The 20,203-nt window shown below is 71.6% G+C and carries 19 protein-coding genes and 1 pseudogene; 4 read left to right on the plus strand and 16 right to left on the minus strand.

Annotated elements, in window-relative coordinates; translation table 11 throughout:
* Positions 1 to 5 precede the first annotated feature (5 nt).
* Entirely contained in the window at positions 6 to 1,661 is a 1,656-nt protein-coding gene (locus AB0F62_RS07745) for a bifunctional 3'-5' exonuclease/DNA polymerase (protein ID WP_361793370.1), read from the plus strand.
* 11 nt (positions 1,662 to 1,672) lie between these two features.
* Here AB0F62_RS07745 and AB0F62_RS07750 read toward each other — a convergent pair whose 3' ends face one another.
* From AB0F62_RS07750 to AB0F62_RS07760, 3 genes are read right to left on the minus strand one after another with little or no spacing between them, the layout of a single operon-like run.
* Complete coding sequence (locus AB0F62_RS07750; protein ID WP_361793373.1) at positions 1,673 to 2,320, minus strand: LUD domain-containing protein; 648 nt, start codon at positions 2,318 to 2,320, stop codon at positions 1,673 to 1,675.
* Entirely contained in the window at positions 2,317 to 3,867 is a 1,551-nt protein-coding gene (locus tag AB0F62_RS07755; protein ID WP_361793376.1) for a LutB/LldF family L-lactate oxidation iron-sulfur protein, read from the minus strand. The genes AB0F62_RS07750 and AB0F62_RS07755 overlap by 4 nt, the downstream gene beginning before the upstream one ends.
* Positions 3,864 to 4,628 (minus strand): (Fe-S)-binding protein, encoded by a 765-nt coding sequence (locus AB0F62_RS07760; RefSeq protein ID WP_361793379.1) that lies wholly within the window; start codon positions 4,626 to 4,628, stop codon positions 3,864 to 3,866. The genes AB0F62_RS07755 and AB0F62_RS07760 overlap by 4 nt, the downstream gene beginning before the upstream one ends.
* Positions 4,629 to 4,817: 189 nt before the next feature.
* Here AB0F62_RS07760 and AB0F62_RS07765 point away from each other — a divergent pair, with 189 nt between their 5' ends.
* Together AB0F62_RS07765 and AB0F62_RS07770 are read left to right on the plus strand one after the other, a co-directional pair.
* Positions 4,818 to 5,138: an L-rhamnose mutarotase gene (locus AB0F62_RS07765; RefSeq protein WP_361793382.1), complete on the plus strand. Its 321-nt coding sequence runs from the start codon at positions 4,818 to 4,820 to the stop codon at positions 5,136 to 5,138.
* Positions 5,139 to 5,318: 180 nt separating this feature from the next.
* Entirely contained in the window at positions 5,319 to 6,344 is a 1,026-nt protein-coding gene (locus tag AB0F62_RS07770; protein WP_361793461.1) for a LacI family DNA-binding transcriptional regulator, read from the plus strand.
* A 60-nt stretch (positions 6,345 to 6,404) separates the two neighbouring features.
* Here AB0F62_RS07770 and AB0F62_RS07775 read toward each other — a convergent pair whose 3' ends face one another.
* The 7 genes from AB0F62_RS07775 to AB0F62_RS07805 all read right to left on the minus strand — a co-directional run bounded on the left by AB0F62_RS07775 (position 6,405) and on the right by AB0F62_RS07805 (position 12,335).
* Positions 6,405 to 7,517, minus strand: coding sequence for an NAD(P)-binding domain-containing protein (locus tag AB0F62_RS07775; RefSeq protein ID WP_361793464.1), 1,113 nt, complete (start codon positions 7,515 to 7,517; stop codon positions 6,405 to 6,407).
* A gap of 16 nt (positions 7,518 to 7,533) precedes the next feature.
* A complete protein-coding gene (locus AB0F62_RS07780; RefSeq protein ID WP_361793385.1) occupies positions 7,534 to 7,992 on the minus strand; it encodes a hypothetical protein in 459 nt (152 codons plus the stop codon).
* Positions 7,993 to 8,107: 115 nt separating this feature from the next.
* A complete protein-coding gene (locus tag AB0F62_RS07785; RefSeq protein ID WP_361793388.1) occupies positions 8,108 to 9,316 on the minus strand; it encodes an LLM class flavin-dependent oxidoreductase in 1,209 nt (402 codons plus the stop codon).
* Positions 9,317 to 9,326: 10 nt separating this feature from the next.
* A complete protein-coding gene (locus AB0F62_RS07790; RefSeq protein WP_361793390.1) occupies positions 9,327 to 10,358 on the minus strand; it encodes an ABC transporter substrate-binding protein in 1,032 nt (343 codons plus the stop codon).
* A 27-nt stretch (positions 10,359 to 10,385) separates the two neighbouring features.
* Positions 10,386 to 11,156: an ABC transporter ATP-binding protein gene (locus tag AB0F62_RS07795; RefSeq protein ID WP_361793392.1), complete on the minus strand. Its 771-nt coding sequence runs from the start codon at positions 11,154 to 11,156 to the stop codon at positions 10,386 to 10,388.
* Positions 11,129 to 12,070, minus strand: coding sequence for an ABC transporter permease subunit (locus AB0F62_RS07800; protein WP_361793395.1), 942 nt, complete (start codon positions 12,068 to 12,070; stop codon positions 11,129 to 11,131). The genes AB0F62_RS07795 and AB0F62_RS07800 overlap by 28 nt, the downstream gene beginning before the upstream one ends.
* Positions 12,071 to 12,251: 181 nt before the next feature.
* A complete protein-coding gene (locus AB0F62_RS07805) occupies positions 12,252 to 12,335 on the minus strand; it encodes a putative leader peptide (RefSeq protein ID WP_361793467.1) in 84 nt (27 codons plus the stop codon).
* Positions 12,336 to 12,448: 113 nt separating this feature from the next.
* Between AB0F62_RS07805 and AB0F62_RS07810 the strand changes: the two genes are divergently transcribed.
* Positions 12,449 to 12,871 (plus strand): secondary thiamine-phosphate synthase enzyme YjbQ, encoded by a 423-nt coding sequence (locus AB0F62_RS07810; protein ID WP_361793398.1) that lies wholly within the window; start codon positions 12,449 to 12,451, stop codon positions 12,869 to 12,871.
* Between the two features lie 385 nt (positions 12,872 to 13,256).
* On the opposite strand, the gene AB0F62_RS07815 is transcribed toward AB0F62_RS07810, so the two are convergent.
* The 6 genes and pseudogenes from AB0F62_RS07815 to AB0F62_RS07840 form a co-directional block, all read right to left on the minus strand.
* Positions 13,257 to 14,717, minus strand: coding sequence for an SIR2 family protein (locus AB0F62_RS07815; RefSeq protein ID WP_361793401.1), 1,461 nt, complete (start codon positions 14,715 to 14,717; stop codon positions 13,257 to 13,259).
* Between the two features lie 54 nt (positions 14,718 to 14,771).
* A complete protein-coding gene (locus AB0F62_RS07820; RefSeq protein ID WP_361793404.1) occupies positions 14,772 to 16,235 on the minus strand; it encodes a GMC oxidoreductase in 1,464 nt (487 codons plus the stop codon).
* Positions 16,236 to 16,411: 176 nt separating this feature from the next.
* A complete protein-coding gene (locus tag AB0F62_RS07825; protein WP_361793407.1) occupies positions 16,412 to 17,785 on the minus strand; it encodes a hypothetical protein in 1,374 nt (457 codons plus the stop codon).
* Positions 17,786 to 18,661: 876 nt separating this feature from the next.
* Positions 18,662 to 18,863, minus strand: a pseudogene (locus AB0F62_RS07830) (ferredoxin); the annotation flags it as partial.
* A 117-nt stretch (positions 18,864 to 18,980) separates the two neighbouring features.
* Positions 18,981 to 19,652: an HAD family phosphatase gene (locus AB0F62_RS07835; RefSeq protein ID WP_361793410.1), complete on the minus strand. Its 672-nt coding sequence runs from the start codon at positions 19,650 to 19,652 to the stop codon at positions 18,981 to 18,983.
* A gap of 25 nt (positions 19,653 to 19,677) precedes the next feature.
* Positions 19,678 to 20,166, minus strand: a complete 489-nt coding sequence (locus AB0F62_RS07840) for an Lrp/AsnC family transcriptional regulator (RefSeq protein ID WP_361793413.1) — start codon at positions 20,164 to 20,166, stop codon at positions 19,678 to 19,680.
* Positions 20,167 to 20,203: the final 37 nt, after the last annotated feature.

The raw sequence follows: 20,203 nt of genomic DNA on the forward strand, positions 1-20,203 counted from the left end.
GAACGGTGACCTCGCCCAGGAGCCTTTCCGTCGCCGTCGTCGCCGATCCCCTGGGGGCCGGCGGGCGGCTGCAGACGCTGCGCGAGGACGGCACCGCGCAGGGGCCCCCGGAGATCGTCGGCGACCTCGCGGCGGCCGTCGCCGACCGCGAGGCCCGGCAGGCGCCGCGCTGGGTGTGGGCGGCCACCGACGACATCTACCCCCCGCTGCTGGAACGGCTCCCCGCGCGCCCGGCCCGCTGCCACGACCTCAAGCTCGTCGAGGCGGTGCTGCTCGGTTCCGAGGAGCGCTGGGGCCTGCCGCGCTCCCTGGGTGCCGCCTGGGCACGGCTGCGCGGGCTGCCCGTGCCCGACGACGCCCCGGAGGGCGGCCCCGACGACCAGCCGGTGCTCTTCGCCGCCGACCGCCACCGCCTGCCGCCGGGCGCGGACCCGCTGGAGGCCGTGGTCGCCGTCCACGCCGACCAGCAGCGCCGGATCGCCCTGTCCGAACATCCCGACCGGCTCCGTCTGCTCTGCGCCGCGGAGTCCGCCGGAGCCCTGGCCGCGGCCGAGATGACCTGGGACGGCCTCCCGTGGAGCGCCGCCGCCCATGACGCGGTCCTCACCGGGTTGCTCGGCCCCCGCCCGGCCGGGGGCGTCCGCCCCAAGGTGCTCTCCGAGCTGGCCATCGGCATCCAGGAGGCCCTGGGCCGGCCGGTCAATCCCGACTCGCCCGCCCAACTGCTGCCCGCCTTCGAGCGCGTGGGTGTGCGGATCACCTCCACGCGTTCCCATGTGCTGCGCGAGGTCGAGCACCCGGCCGCCGCGCTGCTGCTGCGCTACAAGGAGCTCTCCCGCATCCACAGCGCCCACGGCTGGGCCTGGCGCGAACAGTGGGCGCCCACCGGGCGGTTCCACCCCGAGTACGTCGTCGGCGGGGTGGTGTCGGGGCGCTGGGCCACCCGCGGCGGCGGCGCCCTGCAGATCCCGCGGCAGATCCGCGCCGCCGTGGTCGCCGACCCGGGGCACCGGCTGGTCGTCGCCGACGCGGGGCAGCTCGAGCCCCGCGTCCTGGCGGCCCTGTCCGGCGATCCGGGGCTCGCGGCGGCCGCCGCCGAGGGCGACCTCTACGCCGCCCTGGCCCGCACCGCGTTCGGCGGCGACCGCGGGCGGGCCAAGCTGGGTCTGCTCGGCGCCATGTACGGGCAGACCAGCGGCGAGGTGGGGCCGCTGCTGGAGGTCCTGCGCCGCAGGTTCCCGGACGCCATGCGGCTGGTGGAGTCCGCCGCCCGCACCGGCGAGGGCGGCGGGGTCGTCCGCTCCCACCTGGGGCGTACCTCACCGCCCCCCTCCGCCGACCGTCAGGACCTCACCGACGCCCAGGCCCGCGCCTGGGGCCGCTTCACCCGGAACTTCGTCATCCAGGCCACGGCGGCCGAGTGGGCGCTGGCCGTGCTGGCCTCCCTGCGCCGCCGGCTGGCCGCGCTCGACGGCCGGCCCCGGCTGGTGTTCTTCCTGCACGACGAGGTCATCGTCCACACACCGCTGGAGCTGGCCCCCGCGGTCGAGCGCGCCGTCACGGAGTCCGCGGAGGAGGCCCGGCGCCTGCTGTTCGGCCCGGCGCCGGTGCCCTTCCCGCTCCAGACCCACGTGGTCGAGTGCTACGCGGACGCGAAGTGAGCCGCCCGCGGTCAGTCCGTCACGAGCACGACCTCCAGCGTGCGCGGCCCGTGCACGCCCTCCACCCGGTCCAGTTCGATGTCGCTGGTCGCCGAGGGGCCGGAGATCCACGTCAACGGCCTGACGGGATCGAGCCGTTCCAGCGCCTGCGGCACCGAGTCCACGACCTGCTCCGGCACGCGCACGACCACGACGTGGTGGTCCGGCACGAGCGTGATCCTGCGCCGCCCCTGGTCGGGCCCGGCGTCCAGCACGATGGTCCCGGTCTCCGCGATCGCCACCGCGCAACCGGTGACGACGCTGTCGACGGCGTCGAGTTCGTACGCCGTCAGCGCCGCCGAGTCTGCCACCCGTTCCACGTCCTGCACGGCCGACAGCCACTGCTCCGGCAGGCCGGGCGGGACGACGACCCGGCGGGCGCCGCGCGCGGCCAGCAGGCCCGCGAGGCGGCCGGGCAGTTCGCCCACGGTCGCGCGGTGGACGATCGCGCGGTAGTCGGCGAGGTTCTCCGCGAGCAGATCGGCCGTCTGCGCGGCGTCGCGCTCCCCGTGGACGCGCAGATAGCCGCGGTCCACCGCGGCGCCCGCCGGTGCCGCCTCGCGTGGCACGTCCGCCAGGGCACGGCGGATCCGCCCCAGGACCTGGTCGCGGGTGCTCACTTGGTGCCCTCCCTGCCGTCGGAGCGGGTGCCGGTGCCCGTACTGGTGCCCGTACCGGTGCCCGTACTGGTGCGGGCACCGGCGCTGGTGCCGCGGGTGCGCCGCCACCAGTCGCGGAATGACTCCGCGGGCACCGCCGGAATGTCACGGGTGTCGGTCCAGGCCTTCCCGGGTCCCGGCAGCCGCCGCGGATGGAGCCTGCGGGTCCGCGACGCCAGCCGCTGCCCGGCCCGCAGCGCCGCCGGGTGGTCCAGTGCCCAGCCGGCCGCGCGCATCGCCGCCCGCTCCGCCGCGTGGCCCTTGGCGGGTCTGAGCGTCACCCTGTTCCCCGCCCGGGTCGCCTCGCCGCCCTGCACGACGCGTTCCCGCAGGTGGACGAGGACCTCCGGGATGTCGATGGCCACCGGGCACACCTCGTAGCAGGCGCCGCAGAGGGAGGAGGCATAGGGGAGCGACGCGTCGAGCGCGGTGTCCGTGCCGCGGAGCTGCGGGGTGAGGATGGCGCCGATCGGCCCCGGGTAGGCCGATCCGTACGCGTGGCCGCCGGCCCGCTCGTACACGGGGCAGACGTTCAGGCACGCCGAGCAGCGGATGCAGCGCAGGGCCTGCCGGCCGACCTCGTCGGCGAGGGTGTCGGAGCGGCCGTTGTCGACCAGGACGAGGTGGAAGGTGCGGGGCCCGTCCTCGTCGGTGGTGCCGGTCCAGGTGCTGGTGTACGGGTTCATCCGCTCGGCCGTGGAGGAGCGCGGCAGCAGTTGCAGGAACACCTCGAGGTCCCGCCAGCTCGGCAGCACCTTCTCGATGCCGACCACCGAGATCAGGGTCTCGGGCAGCGTCAGGCACATGCGGCCGTTGCCCTCGGACTCCACGACGACCAGGGTGCCGGTCTCGGCGATCATGAAGTTGGCCCCGGAGACGCCGACCTTGGCGCGCAGGAACTTCTCCCGCAGGTGGAGCCGGGCGGCCTCCGCGAGTTCGGCGGGGGAGTCGGAGAGCCCCTCGGGCGCGGGACGGCCCCAACGGCCCATCGCGCCGTTGAAGATGTCGCGGATCTCGGACCGGTTGCGGTGGATCGCGGGCACGAGGATGTGACTCGGGAGGTCGTCGCCGAGCTGGACGATCAGCTCGGCCAGGTCGGTCTCGTAGGCGGAGATCCCGGCCTCGGCGAGCGCCTCGTTGAGACCGATCTCCTGGGTCGCCATCGACTTGACCTTGACGACCTCGGTCTCACCTGTGGCGCGTACCAGGTCCGCGACGATGCGGTTGGCCTCGTCCGCGTCGGCGGCCCAGTGGACGGTGCCGCCCGCGGCGGTGACCGCCTCCTCCAACTGCACCAGGTAGTGGTCGAGATGGCGCAGGACGTCGTCCTTGATCTGCTTGCCCGCCGTGCGCAACTGCTGCCAGTCGTCGAGTTCGGCGACCGCGCGGGCCCGCTTGTCCCGGATGGTGTGGGTGGCGTGCCGCAGGTTGCCGCGCAGCGTCTCGTTGCGCACCGCGTCACCGGCGGCGACGGGGAAGGCCGGCATGCCCAGGTAGGTGCCGCTCATCGGATGCCTCCGTAGGGCTGCTCCTCGGTCGACGCGAGGATCTCGGCGAGGTGGACCGGCCGGACCTCGGAGCCGAGCCGGGCGAGAGTGCCACCGATGTGCATCAGGCAGGAGTTGTCCACCGTGCACACGGCGCGCGCGCCGGTGGAGGTGATGTTGCGGGCCTTGTCCGCCCCCATCGCGGCGGAGACGGCCGCGTTCTTGACGGCGAAGGTCCCGCCGAAGCCGCAGCACTCCTCGGCTCCGGGCAGTTCGACCAGCTCCAGCCCCTTCACACGGCTGAGCAGCTCCAGTGGCCGGCGGCCCAGGCCCAGCATCCGCAGGCCGTGACAGGTCGGATGATAAGTGACCGGATACGGGAAGTACGCGCCGACGTCCGTCACCTTGAGCACGTCGGTGAGGAATTCGGTGAGCTCATAGGTGCGCGGTACGACGGACGCGGCGACGGCGGCGAGATGCCCACCCCGGCCCTCGGCGCGTGCCTTCTCGCCGATCCGCGGGTAGTTGTCCCGCACCATCGCGGCGCAGGAGCCGGACGGGGTGACGATGTGGTCGTAGCCTTCGAAGGCCCTCGCGTACCGATCGACCAGCGGCTCGGTCGCGTGGCGGTATCCGGTGTTGAACTGCGGCTGGCCGCAGCAGGTCTGCGCGGCGGGGAAGTCCACGGTCACCCCCAGCCGCTCCAGCAGGGTCACGACCGCTTTCCCCGTCTCCGGGTACAACGTGTCGTTCACACACGTGACGAACAGTGCTACGCGCATGCGGCCTCCTCCCGGTCGGCACGGCCGCCCGTGGGCTCATACTGCCGTATTCGCCCTGGGCTGTGGGGCAGAGATCGGATGTCTGCGCGTCGCAGAGAGTGCCATTGACGAGCCATGTCGGGGTGTCCTAACGTCCCTGCCATCGTAATTGAAACCTTTCATATCAGACCCGAGAGGCCAGGGCCGACCGTGCAGCGCGTCTGTTTCCTGTTGAAGGTCCGCCAGGACCGGCTCGCCGAGTACCGCGAGCGCCACGCCGCCGTCTGGCCCGAGATGCTGGACGCGCTCTCCGCCACCGGCTGGCACAACTACTCCCTCTTCCTCCGGGAGGACGGCCTGCTCGTCGGCTATCTCGAGACGGAGGACTTCGCGGCCGCGCAGGAGGCGATGGCGGCGACCGATGTCAACGCGCGCTGGCAGGCCGAGATGGCGGACTTCTTCGAGGCGCTCGACGGCTCCCGGCCCGACGAGGCCATGCGACCGCTCACCGAGGTCTTCCACCTGGCCTGACGACTCCTCCGCCACCCGCGTGAACGGTGCGCCCGCCCTGGAGGCCGCGATTCCGATCCGCCGCCCCTGTCCGGTCACCCGGACACGGTGGGCGCCGACGCCGTCACGAATGCGTAGCATGAACCCCCGGCGGCCTGCGGCGGGCCGGCGGCAGGAGGTAGGGCGGAGCTCGTGACACGCATGGTGGGGATCAAGGACGTCGCCCGGCAGGCGGGTGTGTCGGTCGGCACGGTGTCGAACGTCATCAACCGGCCGGACATGGTCTCCGAGGACACGCGTGCCCGCGTGCTGTCGGTCATCGAGCAACTCGGCTACGTGCGCAGTGAGTCCGCGCGGCAACTGAGGGCCGGCCGGAGCAGGATCATCGCGCTGCTCGTGCTCGACATGGCCAACCCCTTCTTCGTGGACGTCGCGTCCGGGGCCGAGCGCGCCGCCCGGGAGACCGGGCTCGGCGTCATGCTCTGCAACAGCGCCGAGAGCCCCTCGGAGGAGGCCGACTACCTCGGTCTCTTCGCGGAGCAGCGGGTGCGCGGCGTCCTGGTCACGCCCGCCGACACCAGCGGCCGGAACATCGCCTCCTTCCGGCGGCACGGCATCCCCTTCGTTTTCGTGGACCGCGTCGTGCCCAGCGCCGAGGCGTGCTCGGTCTCCGTCGACGACATCGAGGGCGGCCGCCTCGCGGTCGACCACCTCATCGAGCGCGGCCACGAGCGCATCGTCTACGTCAGCGGTCCCATGCACCTCGCCCAGTGCCAGGACCGGCGCACGGGCGCCCTGGACGCGCTCGACGCCGCCGGGCTCCCCGCGGAGTCCCTGGCGCACATCGAGGCCGACCGGCTCGACGTGCCGTCCGGACGGGACGCCGGCGCCCGGCTCCTGGGGATGGCCAACCGCCCGACCGCCGTCTTCTGCGCCAACGACCTGCTCGCCCTGGGCGTCCTGCAGGCGCTCTACGCGGCGGGCATCGCGGTGCCGGAGGACATCGCGCTGGTCGGCTACGACGACATCGAGTTCGCGGCGGCCGCCGCCGTGCCGCTGACGTCGGTGCGGCAGCCCGCCTACCGGATGGGACGCGCCGCGGCGGACCTGCTCATCGAGGAGACGGGGGACGCGGCGGAGGACCACGAGCACCGGCGCATCGTCTTCCAGCCCGAACTGGTCGTCCGCGCCTCCACCCTCGGCAGGAGCGCCCGCGCCGCCCGCTGAGCGCTCCGGGGACGCCGCAGCAGGTGCACGGTGCACGGTGCGGGCCGCGGGTTCCTCGGGTCAGGCGGTCGCGGCCACCGGTTCCGGCGCCCCCGCGTCCTCCCGCGCCCGGTCCTGTGCGCGCAGATGGGCACGGATCTCGCGGACGGCGCTGCGCCCGGCCCGGTTGGCGCCGATGGTGCTGGCGGAGGGTCCGTAGCCGATGAGGTGGATCCGGGGGTCGGAGGCGACCTGGGTGAGGCCCTGGAGGCGGATGCCGCCGCCGGGCTCGCGCAGGCGCAGCGGGGCCAGGTGGTCCAGGGCCGCGCGGAAGCCCGTGGCCCACAGGATGACGTCGACGGCGACATGGCGGCCGTCCGCCCAGGTGACGCCGTCCGCGGTGACGCGGTCGAACATGGGGAGGCGTTCGAGGATGCCGCGCTCGCCGGCGCGCTGCATCGCCTCGGTCATGGGCAGTCCGGTCACGCTGACGACGCTCTGCGGGGGCAGGCCCTGCTTGACGCGTTCCTCGACCAGCGCCACGGCGGACCGGCCCCACTCCTCGCTGAAGGGGCCGCTGCGGTAGACGGGGGGCCGCCGGGTCACCCAGGTCGTCGCGGCGGCGCCGCCCGGCTCGTGGAGCTCCATCAGCAGCTGGACGGCGGAGGTCCCGCCGCCGACGACGAGCACGTGCTTCCCGGCGAACTCCTCGCGCCCGCGGTAGCCGGCGGTGTGCAGCTGACGGCCGCGGAAGGTCTCCTGTCCCGGGTAGCGCGGCACGAAGGGCCGGTCCCAGGTTCCGGTGGCGTTGATCAGGGCGCGGGCGGCCCAGGTGCCCGCGTCGCTCTCGACGAGCAGCCGGCCGCCGGGACCCTCGCGTACCGCGGAGACGTTCACCGGGCGGTGCACGCGCAGGTCGAAGGCGCGTTCGTAGTGGTCGAAGTACTCGCCGACCACCTCGGCCGACGGCCGGTCGGGGTCGGCGCCCTCGAGCTCCATGCCGGGCAGCGCGTGCACGCCGTGCGCCCTGCCGTACGTCAGGGTCGGCCAGCGGAACTGCCAGGCACCGCCGGGGCCGGGGGAGTGGTCGAGGACGACGAAGTCCTCGTCGGGCCGCATCCCGGCCCGCCGCAGGAAGTAGGCACCCGACAGTCCGGCCTGGCCGGCCCCGATGACGGCGACGTCGACATCCACATGGTTCACGGTTCCACTAACCACGTGTGTTCGCGGAAGCTTCCCGGCACACCTCGCGGCGCAGCCGCGCGACCCGCGCCGCGGCCTCCTCCAGACGGGACAGCGGCAGGTCGCCGTCGGCGACGGCCCGGGTCGCCGCGGTGCGGATGGCCTCCCGGACGCCCGTCCCGCAGCCGGGGCCGAGCTGGAGCAGGTCCACTCCGGACAGCCAGGCCAGCACGGCCGCGCCCGGCACGCCCCAGCCCTCCACCACCTCGTCGGTGTCGAGTGGCTCGCTGATCACGACCGCGCCCTCGCCGAACTCGTCCCGCAGCAGTTCGGTGACCGCGGGCCCGCTGAGCGCGGCGGGGACGTCGACGGTGACCGCCCCGGCCCGCTCCAGGCCGCGCCGGAGCCACTCCGGCGGCCTGCGGGTCCGGCCGACGGGCAGCAGGCAGACGTCGACCAGCGCGGCGACGCGGTGCGGTGCGTACACGAGGGTCCCCCTTCGGCGCTCGGGCGGGCGGAGCCGACACTATCCCGATCGACGGCGAGTGGTCCAGACCAATCGGGGGGCGGCCGCCAGGATCAGGCCGGCCGCCCCCCGCCGTTCACCGCCCTCCGGAGAGCAGCAGCGGAGCGCCGCCCGGAGCGGACGCGGGCCGGCCGTTCGCCGCGGGGACGCCCGCGAGCGGGGCGGCGGGCGCCCTCTCGAGCAGCCCCCGCGCGGCCAGTTCGGGCATGACGCCCTCACCGAACCAGTACGCCTCCTCCAGGTGCGGATAGCCCGACAGCACGAAGTGGTCGATCCCCAGGGCGTGGTACTCCTCGATCCGGTCGGCGACCTCCGCGTGGCCGCCGACCAGGGCCGTACCGGCCCCGCCGCGCACCAGGCCCACCCCCGCCCACAGGTTCGGCGCGATCTCGAGCCCGTCCCGCGAGCCGCCGTGCAGCGCCAGCATCCGCTGCTGGCCCACCGATTCACTGCGGCCGAGCGCCTCCTGCGCGGCGGCGATCGTGTCCCCGTCCAGGTCGCCCAGGAGCCGGTCCGCCGTCGCCCACGCCTCCTTGGCGGAGTCACGGGAGATCACGTGGAGGCGGATGCCGAACCGCACCGTGCGCCCCTCCGCCTCCGCGAGGCCGCGGATCCAGTCGGTCTTCGCCTTGACCTGCTCCGGCGGCTCGCCCCAGGTCAGATAGACGTCCGAGTGCCGGGCCGCGACGGGTCCGGCCGCCGGCGACGAGCCGCCGAAGAAGATCTGCGGCAGCGGGTCGGGCGGCAGCGCTGTGAGCCCGCCCTCGACGCGGTAGTGCTCGCCGTCGAAGTCGAAGGGCCGGCCGGCCCACACCCCGCGCACCACCGACAGGAACTCGTCGGTGCGGGAGTAGCGGGCGTCGTGGTCCAAGTGGTCGCCGAACCGGCGCTGCTCGGTGGAGTCCCCGCCCGTGACGACGTTGAGCAGCAGCCGGCCCCGGGTGATCCGCTGGTACGTCGCCGCCATCTGCGCCGCCAGGACCGGTGAGACGACCCCCGGGCGGAACGCGACCAGGAACTTCAGCCGTTCGGTGTGCTGCGACAGCGCGACCGTGGTCAGCCAGGCGTCCTCGCACCAGGTGCCGGTGGGAGTCAGCACGGCCTCGAAGCCGAGCTGGTCGGCGGCGCGCGCGATCTGCGCCAGGTAGTCGATGTCGGGCGCCCGCACCCCGGAGACCGGGGTGACGCGCGAGCGCTTGATGCCGCCGTCGGTGTAGGCGTGCCGGTCCACCAGGGTGCGGCCGTCGCCTCCGGTGGGCAGGAACCAGTGCAGGTGTACGGACATGTGCGGCCTCTCAGTAGGTGCGTGCGGCGGTGGTCGAGGCGGGGAGGCCGCTGTTGAAGCGGCGGTCGACGAAGTCGGCGAAGTCGACATGGCGCGGGATGAGCCCGAGCTTCTCGAAGGTGTCGGCGATCTCCTGTTCGGAGGCGACGGCGGCGTCGTCGACGGCCACCGAGACCCGGGTGCCGTTGCTGCGTTTCACCGAGTCCAGGGCCACCTCGTAGGGCAGCCCGGTCTCCTTGGCCCACGCCTTCGCCCACTCCTCGGGGTGCTCGTAGACCCAGTCCTGAGCGCGCCGCAGACGTTCCAGGTAGTCGCCGATGGCGGCGGCCTTCGCCTTGTCCGCGAGCGCGCCCGGCGCGGCGACCTGGAAGGAGAGCCCGTTGACCCGCCCGGTGCCGGTGGTCAGGACGCGCGCGCCGTTGTTGCGCAGCACCTGGGAGGTGTACGGGTCCCAGATCGCCCAGGCGTCGACCTTGCCGCCGCTGAAGGCGGCCAGAGCGTCGGCGGGCTGCAAGTAGCTGACGTCGACGTCGTCGAGCGACAGCCCGGCGGCCCGCAGCGAGGCGATCAGTTGGTAGTGCGCGGAACTGCCCTGGGCGACGGCGACGCGTTTGCCCTTCAGATCGGCGGGCCTCCTCAGTGCCGAGCCCTTGGGGACGACGATGGCCTCGCCCTCCGACGAGCCGTGCGAGGCCGCCACCACCGTGATCTTCGACCCGGATCCGGCGGCGAAGACCGGCGGGGTGTTGCCCACCCCGCCGACGTCCACCGCCTTGGCGTTCACGGCCTCCAGCAACGGTGGACCGGAGGTGAAGGTCGACCACTTGATCCGGTACGTGAGGTCGTCGAGCTCCCCGGCCGCCCTCAGCACGGCCTCGGAACCGCCCTTCTGGTCACCGACGTTCAAGGTGACCGAGCCCCTGCCGTCGGTGCCGTCGCCCGCGCCGCCCACCGAACTGTCGGCCGAGGAGACACCCCCGCAGGCCGCGAGCAGGAGGGCGAGGGGCAGGAGCAGGGCGGGGGTGATGCGCTGGGTCTTCATGGTTGCCGTCCTTCTGGTGGGGGAGGATCAGGCCGCTTCGGCGGTCGCCTGCTCGCCGACGCCGAGTTCGGCGAGCAGGCGGGAGCGCAGGGCGGTGAAGTCCGGGTCGCCGACCTCGCGCGGGCGGGCGAGCTCCACGGGAGTGTCGTGGGCGATGACCCCGTCCCGCATGACCAGGGCCCGGTCGGCCAGGAGCAGGGCCTCGTCCACGTCGTGCGTGACGAGCAGCACCGCGCAGCCGCGGCGCTGCCACAGCTCGGCGACGAGCCGTTGCGCGGTGATGCGGGTCAGCGCGTCCAGGGCGCCGAACGGCTCGTCCAGCAGCAGCAGATCGGGTTCGCGGACCAGGGCCCGGGCGAGCGACGCGCGCTGGGCCTCGCCGCCGGAGAGCGTCTTGGGCCAGGCCCCCGACCGGTGCCGGAGCCCGACCTCCTCCAACGCACGCTCCGCCACGGCCCGTTCAGATCGGCCCGGCAGCCCGAGCAGGACGTTGCGCCACACCCGCTTCCACGGCATCAGCCGGGGCGCCTGGAAGGCGACGGCGCGCCTGTCCGGCACCAGCACGGTGCCCTCGATCTCCCGGTCGAGCCCGCCGAGGACGCGCAGCAGCGTGCTCTTCCCGCAGCCGCTGCGGCCGAGCAGCGCCGTGAACTCGCCCGCCCGGAGCGTGAGGTCGAGGCCGTCGATGACCGGGCGGCCGCCGAAGGAGCGGGTGAGGCCCGCCACGCGTACGGCCTCGGGACCGGGCGCGGCTCCGGCCGCGCCGTGGCTTACTGGCCGGTGAAGGTCGGTCGCCATTGCAGCAGCAGCCTTTCGAGAGCGCGGACGACGATGTCGGCGGTGAGGCCGAGGAAGGCGTAGACGACGAGGCAGACCACGATCACGTCGGTCCGCAGGAAGTCACGCGCCTGGGTCATCAGGAAGCCGATGCCGTCACTGGCGTTGATCTGCTCACCGAAGACCAGCGCGAGCCACGCGGTCGCGAGCGAGTAGCGCAGCCCTGTCATCGCGCCGGGCAGCGCGCCCGGCAGGACGACGTGCCGGATCAGTCCCCACCGGGACAGTCCGAGCGAGGTGCCCGCCTCGACGAGCTGCTCGTCGACCCCCCGGATGCCCGCGTAGACGTTGAGGTAGAGGTGGAAGGCGACACCGAGGGCGATGAGGGTGACCTTCGGGGCCTCGCCGATGCCGAGCCAGATGATGAAGAGCGGGATCAGGCCGACGAACGGCACGGCGCGGAGCATCTGCACGCTCGCGTCGATCAGGTCCTCGCCCAGCCGGGACAGCCCGGACAGCAGGGCCAGGGCGATGCCGATCACCCCGCCGAGGAGCAGCCCGATCACCACGCGCTGCAGCGACACGGCCATCGCGGAGGGCAGTTGACCACTCGCCACGAGGTCCGCCGCGGTTCCGGCGATGGTGCCGGGGGAGGCCAGCACCTCCGGGCGCAGCACGCCGGTCGTACTGAGCAGCTGCCACAGCGCGAGCAGCAGCAGCGGGCCGGTGGCGCGGCGCAGCCAGCGGGGCAGTGACCGGCGGCGGGCGGAGACGGGCACGACGGGCCGAAGGCCGGGGGCGGCGAGGGCGGTGGCGAGGGCGGGCGGACCGGCGGGACCGCCTGGACCGGCTGGAGGTGGTTCCGTGGGCGGGGTGTCGCGAGGGACGTCCCCGGATATCACGGATATGTCCGGCGGTGCTTTGCTGATGCTCATGGAAGGCTCCACGTCGGGTGGCGGTGAGCGGGCACGCACGACCGTCCGCACGCGGAACCGTTCAGGCGCGGGCGTCAGCCCTGCCCGGCGTCATGCGAACGCGTACGGGGCGGTGCGGTGCGGGGGAAGGGTGCGGGAGGCACGCGGAAGAAAGCGCGCGAGAGGCAGAACTGTGAAGGCGTCAGCAGCCGCGGCGACAGGCGGCGGAGGCCACCCGCAGCAGGTCGATGTGACCGCGCGTGGTGAGCAGAACGGGACGCAACATACCGGCGAACGTAGCGAAGCCGTCCAGATGGCGTCAACGGCGTCTCGGTCCTCGGGATGTCCGCGGCGTGCCCCGGGACCGCGGAAGGCAGCCGGGTGGGCCACCATGGTCACATGGCCGACGCTTTCTCCACCCGCACCCTCGACATCACCACCGGCAGCCGCGAGACGGTCCACGACCTGACGGCCGCCTGCGCCGACTTCCTCGATGCGGTGGCCCGCGGCCGCGACGGACTGCTCAACGTCTTCGTGCCGCACGCGACCGCCGGGATCGCCGTCATCGAGACCGGCGCGGGCAGCGACGACGACCTGCTCGCCGCGCTCCACGACCTGCTGCCCGCCGATGACCGCTGGCGCCACCGCCACGGCAGCCCCGGCCACGGCCGCGACCACGTGCTGCCCGCCATCGTCCCGCCGCACGCCACGCTCCCGGTGATCGGCGGCCGCCTGGAGCTCGGCACCTGGCAGTCCGTCGTCCTGGTCGACACCAACCGGGACAACCCGCGGCGCCAGGTCAGATTCTCATTTCTCGCGTAGCCCGGTGGGGCCATGAGGGGCCGGTAGATTGGTAGCCGCGCCGGCGACGAAGCGGCTTCCGGGGCTGCCAGGCCTCTCCGGACCGCCCGGTCGAGGAGCCGTGCGGGAACCGGACCGGGGCGCGGAAGGCCTCGGCAACTCGGGCACGGTCCGTGACTCACGAGCTGGCGTGAGCGTGCCGGATGCTGGCGCTGGTGCCTGAGCCTCACAAGATCCGCGAAGCAGCCATCCTCGCCTCTGGCCCGCGGGGGGATAGACGAGGTGCTCGTCCGGGGCATGACGGAGGCCGCGGACACCAACCGCGACAACCCCCGCTGCCAGATGCGGCTCAATTTTCTCGGTCGAGGTCTCCGCGATTGAGCGGAGGGGATCGGAAATACCGGACTTACAGCTCCGCGAAGGGTTCCTCCTCCGAGACGAACCGATAGGGATCGTAGGATCGGTAGCGCACACGCAGCAGGAGTACCGAGTCGTCCTCGCTTCTCGGGAGCTTCCGGTAGTTCATCAGGTTGGACAGGAAGCGTGCGACCGCGTGCGTTCCGATGGCGTTGATCCCTGCCATGATGAAGAGGTATTTGTCATCGGCCCAGGGGTTCCTATAGCGCGCGATGACGCTGTAGTCGTACTGAACCCGCTGCGAGTCGGCGTCCGCCGGACGGTCGGGGAGATACCTCTGGCCGGTCTTGATGTCCTCCAGATAGCCGTTCCCGTCTTCCATGCGGAACCTTATGCAGATGTTGGTGCTCCGCTCCTCCAGTCGGTCGAATACCCGGGCGGTGAAGGAATTGCCGAGTGGTGAGCAGATGAGCACCAGATTCCTCTGGAGGTATTCATCGAAACGGGCCTCGGCCAGCACCGAGGGTACTAGTTCGGGCTCGCAGCCCATGGCTTGGAGGGCTTTCTCGACTTCCTGGGCCACGCGGATGTCGCAGTCCGGGTAGTAGACGGAGGTCTCCTCCTCGTTGAACACGGACCGGACGACCATGGGTACCCGCTCGCCCTGCCGGAGCCCGCTGAAGAAGCGCTCCACGTGCACCATCGCGCTGGTGGCCTCGGCCAGTGCCTGCAGGAAGGAGACCAGTCGGTCGGCCTCGGTGCGGCCGGGCCATTGGGCGAGGTCGATCACCTCGATTCCGCACTGACGCAGGTCCTGGACCTCCAGGTCGGTTGCGCCGTCGATGCAGATGAAGTGGGTCTGACGCATGCGTCCCATGCCGTAGAGGACATGATCGTAGATACTGTTGAAGTCCGGATCGGTGAGGCTGTAGCCGACGAAGAGGAAGACGCGCTGCGTGAGGTCGTTTCGCAGTGCGTCGATGGAAAATCTGCTCTCGCTGGCGAAGTCCGCGTAGTCGCTGCGTGTCACGATCAGCGTGTCGGGCTGTGAGATCGTCCCGTGAATCTTCCGCACCACCTTTCCGCGCCGCTCGGCGAAGGTGCGGGCCGCTTCCTCGGACACCACGGCGGCGAATCCGTGATGCTGCTGGCGCAGGGTCTCCTCGAGCACTTCGTCGTGATTGGTCGTGTAGTACGTGTCGCACGGCAGTTGGGTGACGAGGTTGTGGACTTTGGAGTCCGTGAAGCGCTTCACTTCCATGAGTTCCTGGAGGCGATTGACCAGTCGGCGCCGGTTGTAGCGGTTCTCGTAGTACTGCGGGATCTTTATCAGTTCGCTGGCGGGAAAGCCTTTTCCGTTCTCCGGTTTGGGGAGCCTCAGATCCCGTGCCAGCGCCGTGGCGACCTGTTGACGGTCCGGAAGTCCGGCCGCGGCCGAAGCCCCGGACCCGAGAAAAACGGCGCCCAGTCCCCGCCTGAAGGCGCTGACCAGATCATTTGGTAACTCCATGCCGCCCGCCCCCCTCGAAATTCGTGCCCCCGGACGATCGTCCGGGGGCCGTGATCACCGCTGTCTCAATCGTCGGGCATACCACTTCGCGAGTGCCAGTGTGGTCAGGGATGGATTGGCCGCGCCCTGGCGGGGAAAAACGGCGGGGCCCAGGACCAACACCTGGGGCATGACTCGTACGCTGCCGTGTTCGTCAACCGCATCCCCTCCCAGCGCCAGCGTTCCCGCTTCATGGTCCACACTGCCCAGCGGGTAGACGTAAGGGAAGACCGCCCCACCCGCGGACGCCGGGTCGTGCTCCAGCGCCGCTTCCAACTGCTGCAGATACAGCGGACGGCCCTCCCGGAAATCTTCCTTGCGAAGTGTGTACGCCGTACGCTCGATCCTGAACACCCGTTCCACGATCTCCGCCAGCTGGTTCGCCTGCCGCTCAACGGTCCTGTCATCGGCGGGAGAGATCACCGGCTGTACCTTCAACTCCCACTGTTCTTGGGGAGATACCCGTTCGACACGGACTCGACTCTCGGTCGACACCTGTTCACCCATTGTCCACACACCCACCAGCGCCGCATCCGGGCGGGGGGACTCCATGAGATCGAAGAACACGTACGAGTTGCACACATCGAGCATTGGCATCACACAGAACGCCCGGCCAGCTTCCGGGGGGTACGGCATGGACTCGCGGGGCACGACGGCGAGGAAGCCCTGATTCACATGATCGGTCAGATTCCCGAACTCCCAGAAGTCGCGGCCGTGGGTCTCAGCCAGGAGGCGTCCGACCAGCCGGGTGTTCTCGAAGGTCCCCGCTGCGAGCACCACCTGCTCGGCCAGTAGCACGGCTGAGGATCCGTCGGGCCGCTCCACCGTCACCTCGACCAGCCCCCCCGAACCGGCCTGCATGCGTGTGACGAGGCAGTCGGGGAGTACCGGATACGGCAGAGGCTCCGGCAACGGGCCGTTCCAGTGGGTGACCGGCGTGAACGGGACCTGCCGGTTCTCCCCTTCGGGCACCCGCTCGGAGCGGGACGCCTGCGGGGTGGGGTCGACGGGGTAGCCCAGCGTCCGAAGGTGTTCCAGCAGCCAGCGTTCCCGCGTACCCCGGCAGTGGCTCACCGGTGCCCCGGCCCAGTCCTCCAGTCTTTTGGCAACCTGGTCGTACAGAGATTCCCTCGAGGGCAGCTCGCCGAGCAATTCGGCCGCCAGGGCGGTCGGCCAGGCGCCTGACCTGAGAACTTGCTCCTCGATGGGGAGGCAGACCCCATGCCAGTAGAGCGAGCGCCCGCCCAGTCGTTTGCGAAGCCCGGAACTGTGCAGGTAGTGCGGCGGCAGATCGCTGGTCCAGTTGCGGTGGAAATCCGGATCCTCGGTGTGCCACAGGCGTAGTGACTCGTCGCGAGTCAGTAGTTCCTTGTGGGCGTGGCCGCGGTCGGGCCCCGCTTCCAGTACCACCACCCCGTCTGTCCGGAGATCCGCAAGCTCGCGTGCCAGACTCAGGCCGGCGAGGCCGGAGCCCACCACGGCGATACGGCACCGCTCCGGGAGACCACTGTTCGGCCCGGCCGGAACTGGTTCAGTCATCGGCCCCGCCCACCCGGCAGCCAAGAACAGACTCACGTGCCGGAACGGAGTCCACGGGCCGAAGCCCTGTGCCGTTCATTGTGCGTTCCTCCTGGTGTTCATTCTTTCTGACGTGCTCAGACCGGGTGCCATCGGGGCTGGGAGTCCGAGTCCGAGCAGTCGAGCAGTTCGCATCGAGTCGGAAGCCAAAAATCGTGGAACCCGTCCGGTACTGGGCCTGCAGCGGGAAGCGGGCGCCTCTGGCGCGGTATCACCCGGCCGTTGCTCCGCACGGACGACTGCTCTACTTCCGTGACACGGCAGAGCGCCGCCGACACCTGGGCCCGGACATGCGGATGCGCTGTGGGGACCACCGTTGAGAGATTGGTGTCACGGTCACCGGACATGCGCCTGAGTACGCGGCTCAGTGCGAGCACCGCTCCTGCCGTGGCCAAGGAGGTCGTCCCCGCGACGAACACGCACCACCGGGACAGGCCCAGGGCAGCAGCGAGCGGATTGCGGCATGCGAGAATCATTCCGTACGTGGGCTGCAGAACGTGCCCGAACAACGATGAACTGGCGTGTCGCTCGTCGTGGCCCTGACCGTCCCGGACGGCGGAGGCGATCGTGTTCCCGTACACGGGGATGCCACCGTCGCGTTCCCGCCGCATCCGGAAAGCCAGCGGTACTGAGGAGGCGGGCAGGGCGAACTCCTGGTGGAGCGGCTCGAACAGCACGGCGTGCCAGAAGTTGGTGTCTGGTCCCCCGACGATCACCACGTCGTGCTGGGCGATCTGAAGGGGATCCACACAATGCTCGGGTGTGAGTGGGGGGACGGGCTGGTCGCTCCCGGCCACCAGTGCCGTGGCGAGAGCGGTGGTGAAGGTGAGATCCCGAACGGGCAGGAGTCGCTGTGCGCTGCCGTTGTCGCCTGACAGTTCGCGTTCTACGACGTAGGGGGAAAGGGGTAACCCGAAACGGCGCAAGTCGACCTGATGATGGGAGCGGCTGAACCGATGCTCGAACAGTGGCCACAGCATTTCCTCGGGCCGGCCGACGTCCGATGGGCCACTGGGCACGACGATCAACGGGCGGTTGGGTGGGAGCAAGGCCCGGAAGCCCGCCATGTATACCGGGTCGTCACAGGCGGTGGCCATGATCTGGGGAGCAGAGGCCCTGTCGATAACCGTCACGGACGGCAGCGGCGGCAAGGGATCCGGCCTACCCGTGACCGTGCGACCACGGTGCAGAAGGCGCCCTACGAGTATGTGACGCCTGCCCGGTTCGAGCAGCGCCAGACCAGGAAGGAAGAGGGCCGTAGCACCGAGGGTGAGGAGCAGATAAAGGTGAAGCGGCCACGTTATCTCGGCGGCGGAGAGGAAACCCGCCAGCACTGCCACGCTGCTGATCCCCCCGACGACGGCGCGCTGCACATGTGTGCGCACATGCCTGCGGATCCGTTCCCCACGGCTCATGAGGTACTGCCGTTCGGCGAGTTCGTCGCGCTCCATCGATACTTCCCCCGTCCCGGACCGCCACGGCCTCCGCCGTTGTAGTTAGCCTAACTGTTGCCGTGGCGTTTGGAGTTGGGTCATGGTCAACTTCCCGGGCAGAGTGGCCTCGCTCCACACGTGAGGGACACCCTCCTGAGGCCGTTCCGGGGCCTCCGCCCGGCCACCCCGGACCGCACCCTGTCGCACGCGATCCGCAGGTGCCGCGGGCCGCGGAGAACCGCCTGGATCTCGCGGTAGGCACCGACTGGATAGGACCCGTTCTCCTGGCGCGCGACGGGCATCTCGCGCAGCTCGACGTAGACCGGGCACTCGGTGTTGCGGACCGCGCCGAGCGCCATGACCGCGACATCGCACCCGATCGTCGTACCGTCCGACGGCCCGGCTCCGTGCAGCCGACCGTCCCCGTCGCCCCCCCCAAGGCGGTGACGGTATCCCTGCGGCGCAGGTCGCCGCCGTCGGCGCGATGGCGCTGCCGCTACGGCGGCTATCAACCCGTCCAACGCCCCGATCGCATGGTGTGCAGTGCGAAGACTCCGTCGAGGGCGGCCTGTGTCGCCTCCGGCCACGGTCGGGTCTGTACGCCCGCCGGAATCAGAAGCGGCTCATACTCCGCGTGGCCGCCGTCCCGCAGCGCGACCCGCCGCCCGGTCACGTCCACGTCGGTGGCGGGCACGCCGAGCTGCCAGCGGGCCGGCACCTCACCTCGGGCGGCATGCGGCCGAGCATCACGGACTTCGACATGGGAGGCCGGTCGTAAGAGCGTTCGGACTCCGCGCCGATGATCGGCAGGGATCCGGTGAAGCCCTTGTCGCACAGGGCCTCCGCGGCGCGCGTCCCGGTGTGCCACGGGCCCGCCCCGGCACCGTCCCGGAGGGAGACGTCCTCCGCCAGGATCGCCTGGACAGGGCACGCGGCCGCCGCTCGCTCCATTCGGTCGCGTTCCTGGACCGGGAGCCCAGGCGCCGAACAGCAGCGCCTTCTCGCTGTGGAGTTCGAAGACGTCGGGTGCGAGGAAGGCGCACTGCGCATATTTCACCGGTTGAAGTCGACGACGGGTTTCGCGGGTCCGTCTCATCCTGCTGCCGGTCACGGCCGTCAGGGCGCCGGCGGAAGCCGGGCCATGCGCCACCACTAACCGCAGGGTTGACGATCCGTCCTTCGCGAGGCCGCCACCCGGTGCGCCGCCGGCACGTCAGCTCGTCAGCCAGTCCATCACGACCCGGGCGTCGAAGGCGCTCTGGCCTCCGCGCACCAGCAGCCCGGCCGTCGCGAACGCGGGATCGTCCACCTGCATCGGGAGATACGGCACCGCGACACACCGCATGCCCGCCCTGTGCGCCGCCTCCGCGCCGGGCGGCGCGTCCTCGACGACCACGCAGTCCGCCGCGTCCACCCCGAGCCGGGCGGCCGCCTCCAGGAAGACGTCGGGGGCGGGCTTGCCGCGGTCCACCTCCTCCGCGGAGACCACGGTCGTCAGCAGGGCGTCCAGTCCGGTGCCGGCCAGCACCGCCCGGATCGCGTCGCGCGAGGAACCGGAGGCCACCGCCATGGGGTGCCCGGCCTTCGCCAGCAGCTCGACGAAGGCGCGCATCCGCGGGAAGACCTCGGTGGACGCGCGGGCCAGCTCCAGGTAGAGCCGGTTCTTGCCGTCCAGCAGCTCCTGGACGGATGCCGACAGCCCGTACTCCTCGCGTAGGGTCTCCAGTGTCTCCTTGGTGCCGATGCCGATGAAGCGCTCGTGCCGCTCCCAGGTGAAGTCGTCCACGCCGTGCGCGGCCAGCAGTCTGCGGCCCGCCTCGAAGTAGTTGGGCTCGCTGTCCACGAGGGTGCCGTCGAGGTCGAATATCACCGCGGGGAGCGTCATGCCCTCCAGCATGCCAAGCCGGCGATCACGGCGTGCGCCCGGCCGCGGCCTCCCGGCCCACCTCCCGGACCAGCGGCAGCATCCGCTGGGGCACCCGCTCGCGCAGCGCGACCTCCGTACGGGTCCGCACCACGCCGGGCACCTGGATCAGACGCTGGATCACGTCCTCCAGATGCGCGGCGTCGCGGGCGACGACCCGGGTCAGCAGGTCGCCGCCGCCGGTGATCGAGAACGCCTCGATGATCTCCGGCACGGCGGCCAGGGCCTCGCCCGCGTCGTCCAGGTGCCCCTGGGTCACCTCCAGATGCACGAAGGCCAGCACCTGGTAGCCCAGCGCCCCGGGCGACAGGCGCGGGCCGTATCCGGTGATCACCCCGTCCCGCTCCAGGCGGTCCAGCCGCGCCTGCAGCGTTCCGCGCGCCACTCCCAGGATGCGGGCGTACTCGCGCACGCTGGTGCGCGGCTGCTCCAGCAGCAGCGCCAGGATCCGGGCGTCCAGTTCGTCGGCGGGCATGGGCCGGCGGCCTCCCTCGGGGTCCGGGTCGTACGGC

Source organism: Streptomyces sp. NPDC026673, assembly GCF_040638135.1.
In the GTDB taxonomy this organism is placed as follows: domain Bacteria; phylum Actinomycetota; class Actinomycetes; order Streptomycetales; family Streptomycetaceae; genus Actinacidiphila.

What these genes read in the sequence shown, in the direction of transcription:
- AB0F62_RS07770 (WP_361793461.1), top strand. Translation starts at nt 5,319, where the DNA reads ATGGTGGGGATCAAGGACGTCGCCCGGCAGGCGGGTGTGTCGGTCGGC.
- AB0F62_RS07755 (WP_361793376.1), bottom strand. Translation starts at nt 3,867, where the DNA reads ATGAGCGGCACCTACCTGGGCATGCCGGCCTTCCCCGTCGCCGCCGGT.
- AB0F62_RS07800 (WP_361793395.1), bottom strand. Translation starts at nt 12,070, where the DNA reads ATGAGCATCAGCAAAGCACCGCCGGACATATCCGTGATATCCGGGGAC.
- AB0F62_RS07785 (WP_361793388.1), bottom strand. Translation starts at nt 9,316, where the DNA reads ATGTCCGTACACCTGCACTGGTTCCTGCCCACCGGAGGCGACGGCCGC.
- AB0F62_RS07795 (WP_361793392.1), bottom strand. Translation starts at nt 11,156, where the DNA reads ATGGCGACCGACCTTCACCGGCCAGTAAGCCACGGCGCGGCCGGAGCC.
- AB0F62_RS07760 (WP_361793379.1), bottom strand. Translation starts at nt 4,628, where the DNA reads ATGCGCGTAGCACTGTTCGTCACGTGTGTGAACGACACGTTGTACCCG.
- AB0F62_RS07790 (WP_361793390.1), bottom strand. Translation starts at nt 10,358, where the DNA reads ATGAAGACCCAGCGCATCACCCCCGCCCTGCTCCTGCCCCTCGCCCTC.
- AB0F62_RS07835 (WP_361793410.1), bottom strand. Translation starts at nt 19,652, where the DNA reads ATGACGCTCCCCGCGGTGATATTCGACCTCGACGGCACCCTCGTGGAC.
- AB0F62_RS07840 (WP_361793413.1), bottom strand. Translation starts at nt 20,166, where the DNA reads ATGCCCGCCGACGAACTGGACGCCCGGATCCTGGCGCTGCTGCTGGAG.
- AB0F62_RS07815 (WP_361793401.1), bottom strand. Translation starts at nt 14,717, where the DNA reads ATGGAGTTACCAAATGATCTGGTCAGCGCCTTCAGGCGGGGACTGGGC.
- AB0F62_RS07810 (WP_361793398.1), top strand. Translation starts at nt 12,449, where the DNA reads ATGGCCGACGCTTTCTCCACCCGCACCCTCGACATCACCACCGGCAGC.
- AB0F62_RS07825 (WP_361793407.1), bottom strand. Translation starts at nt 17,785, where the DNA reads ATGGAGCGCGACGAACTCGCCGAACGGCAGTACCTCATGAGCCGTGGG.
- AB0F62_RS07805 (WP_361793467.1), bottom strand. Translation starts at nt 12,335, where the DNA reads ATGTTGCGTCCCGTTCTGCTCACCACGCGCGGTCACATCGACCTGCTG.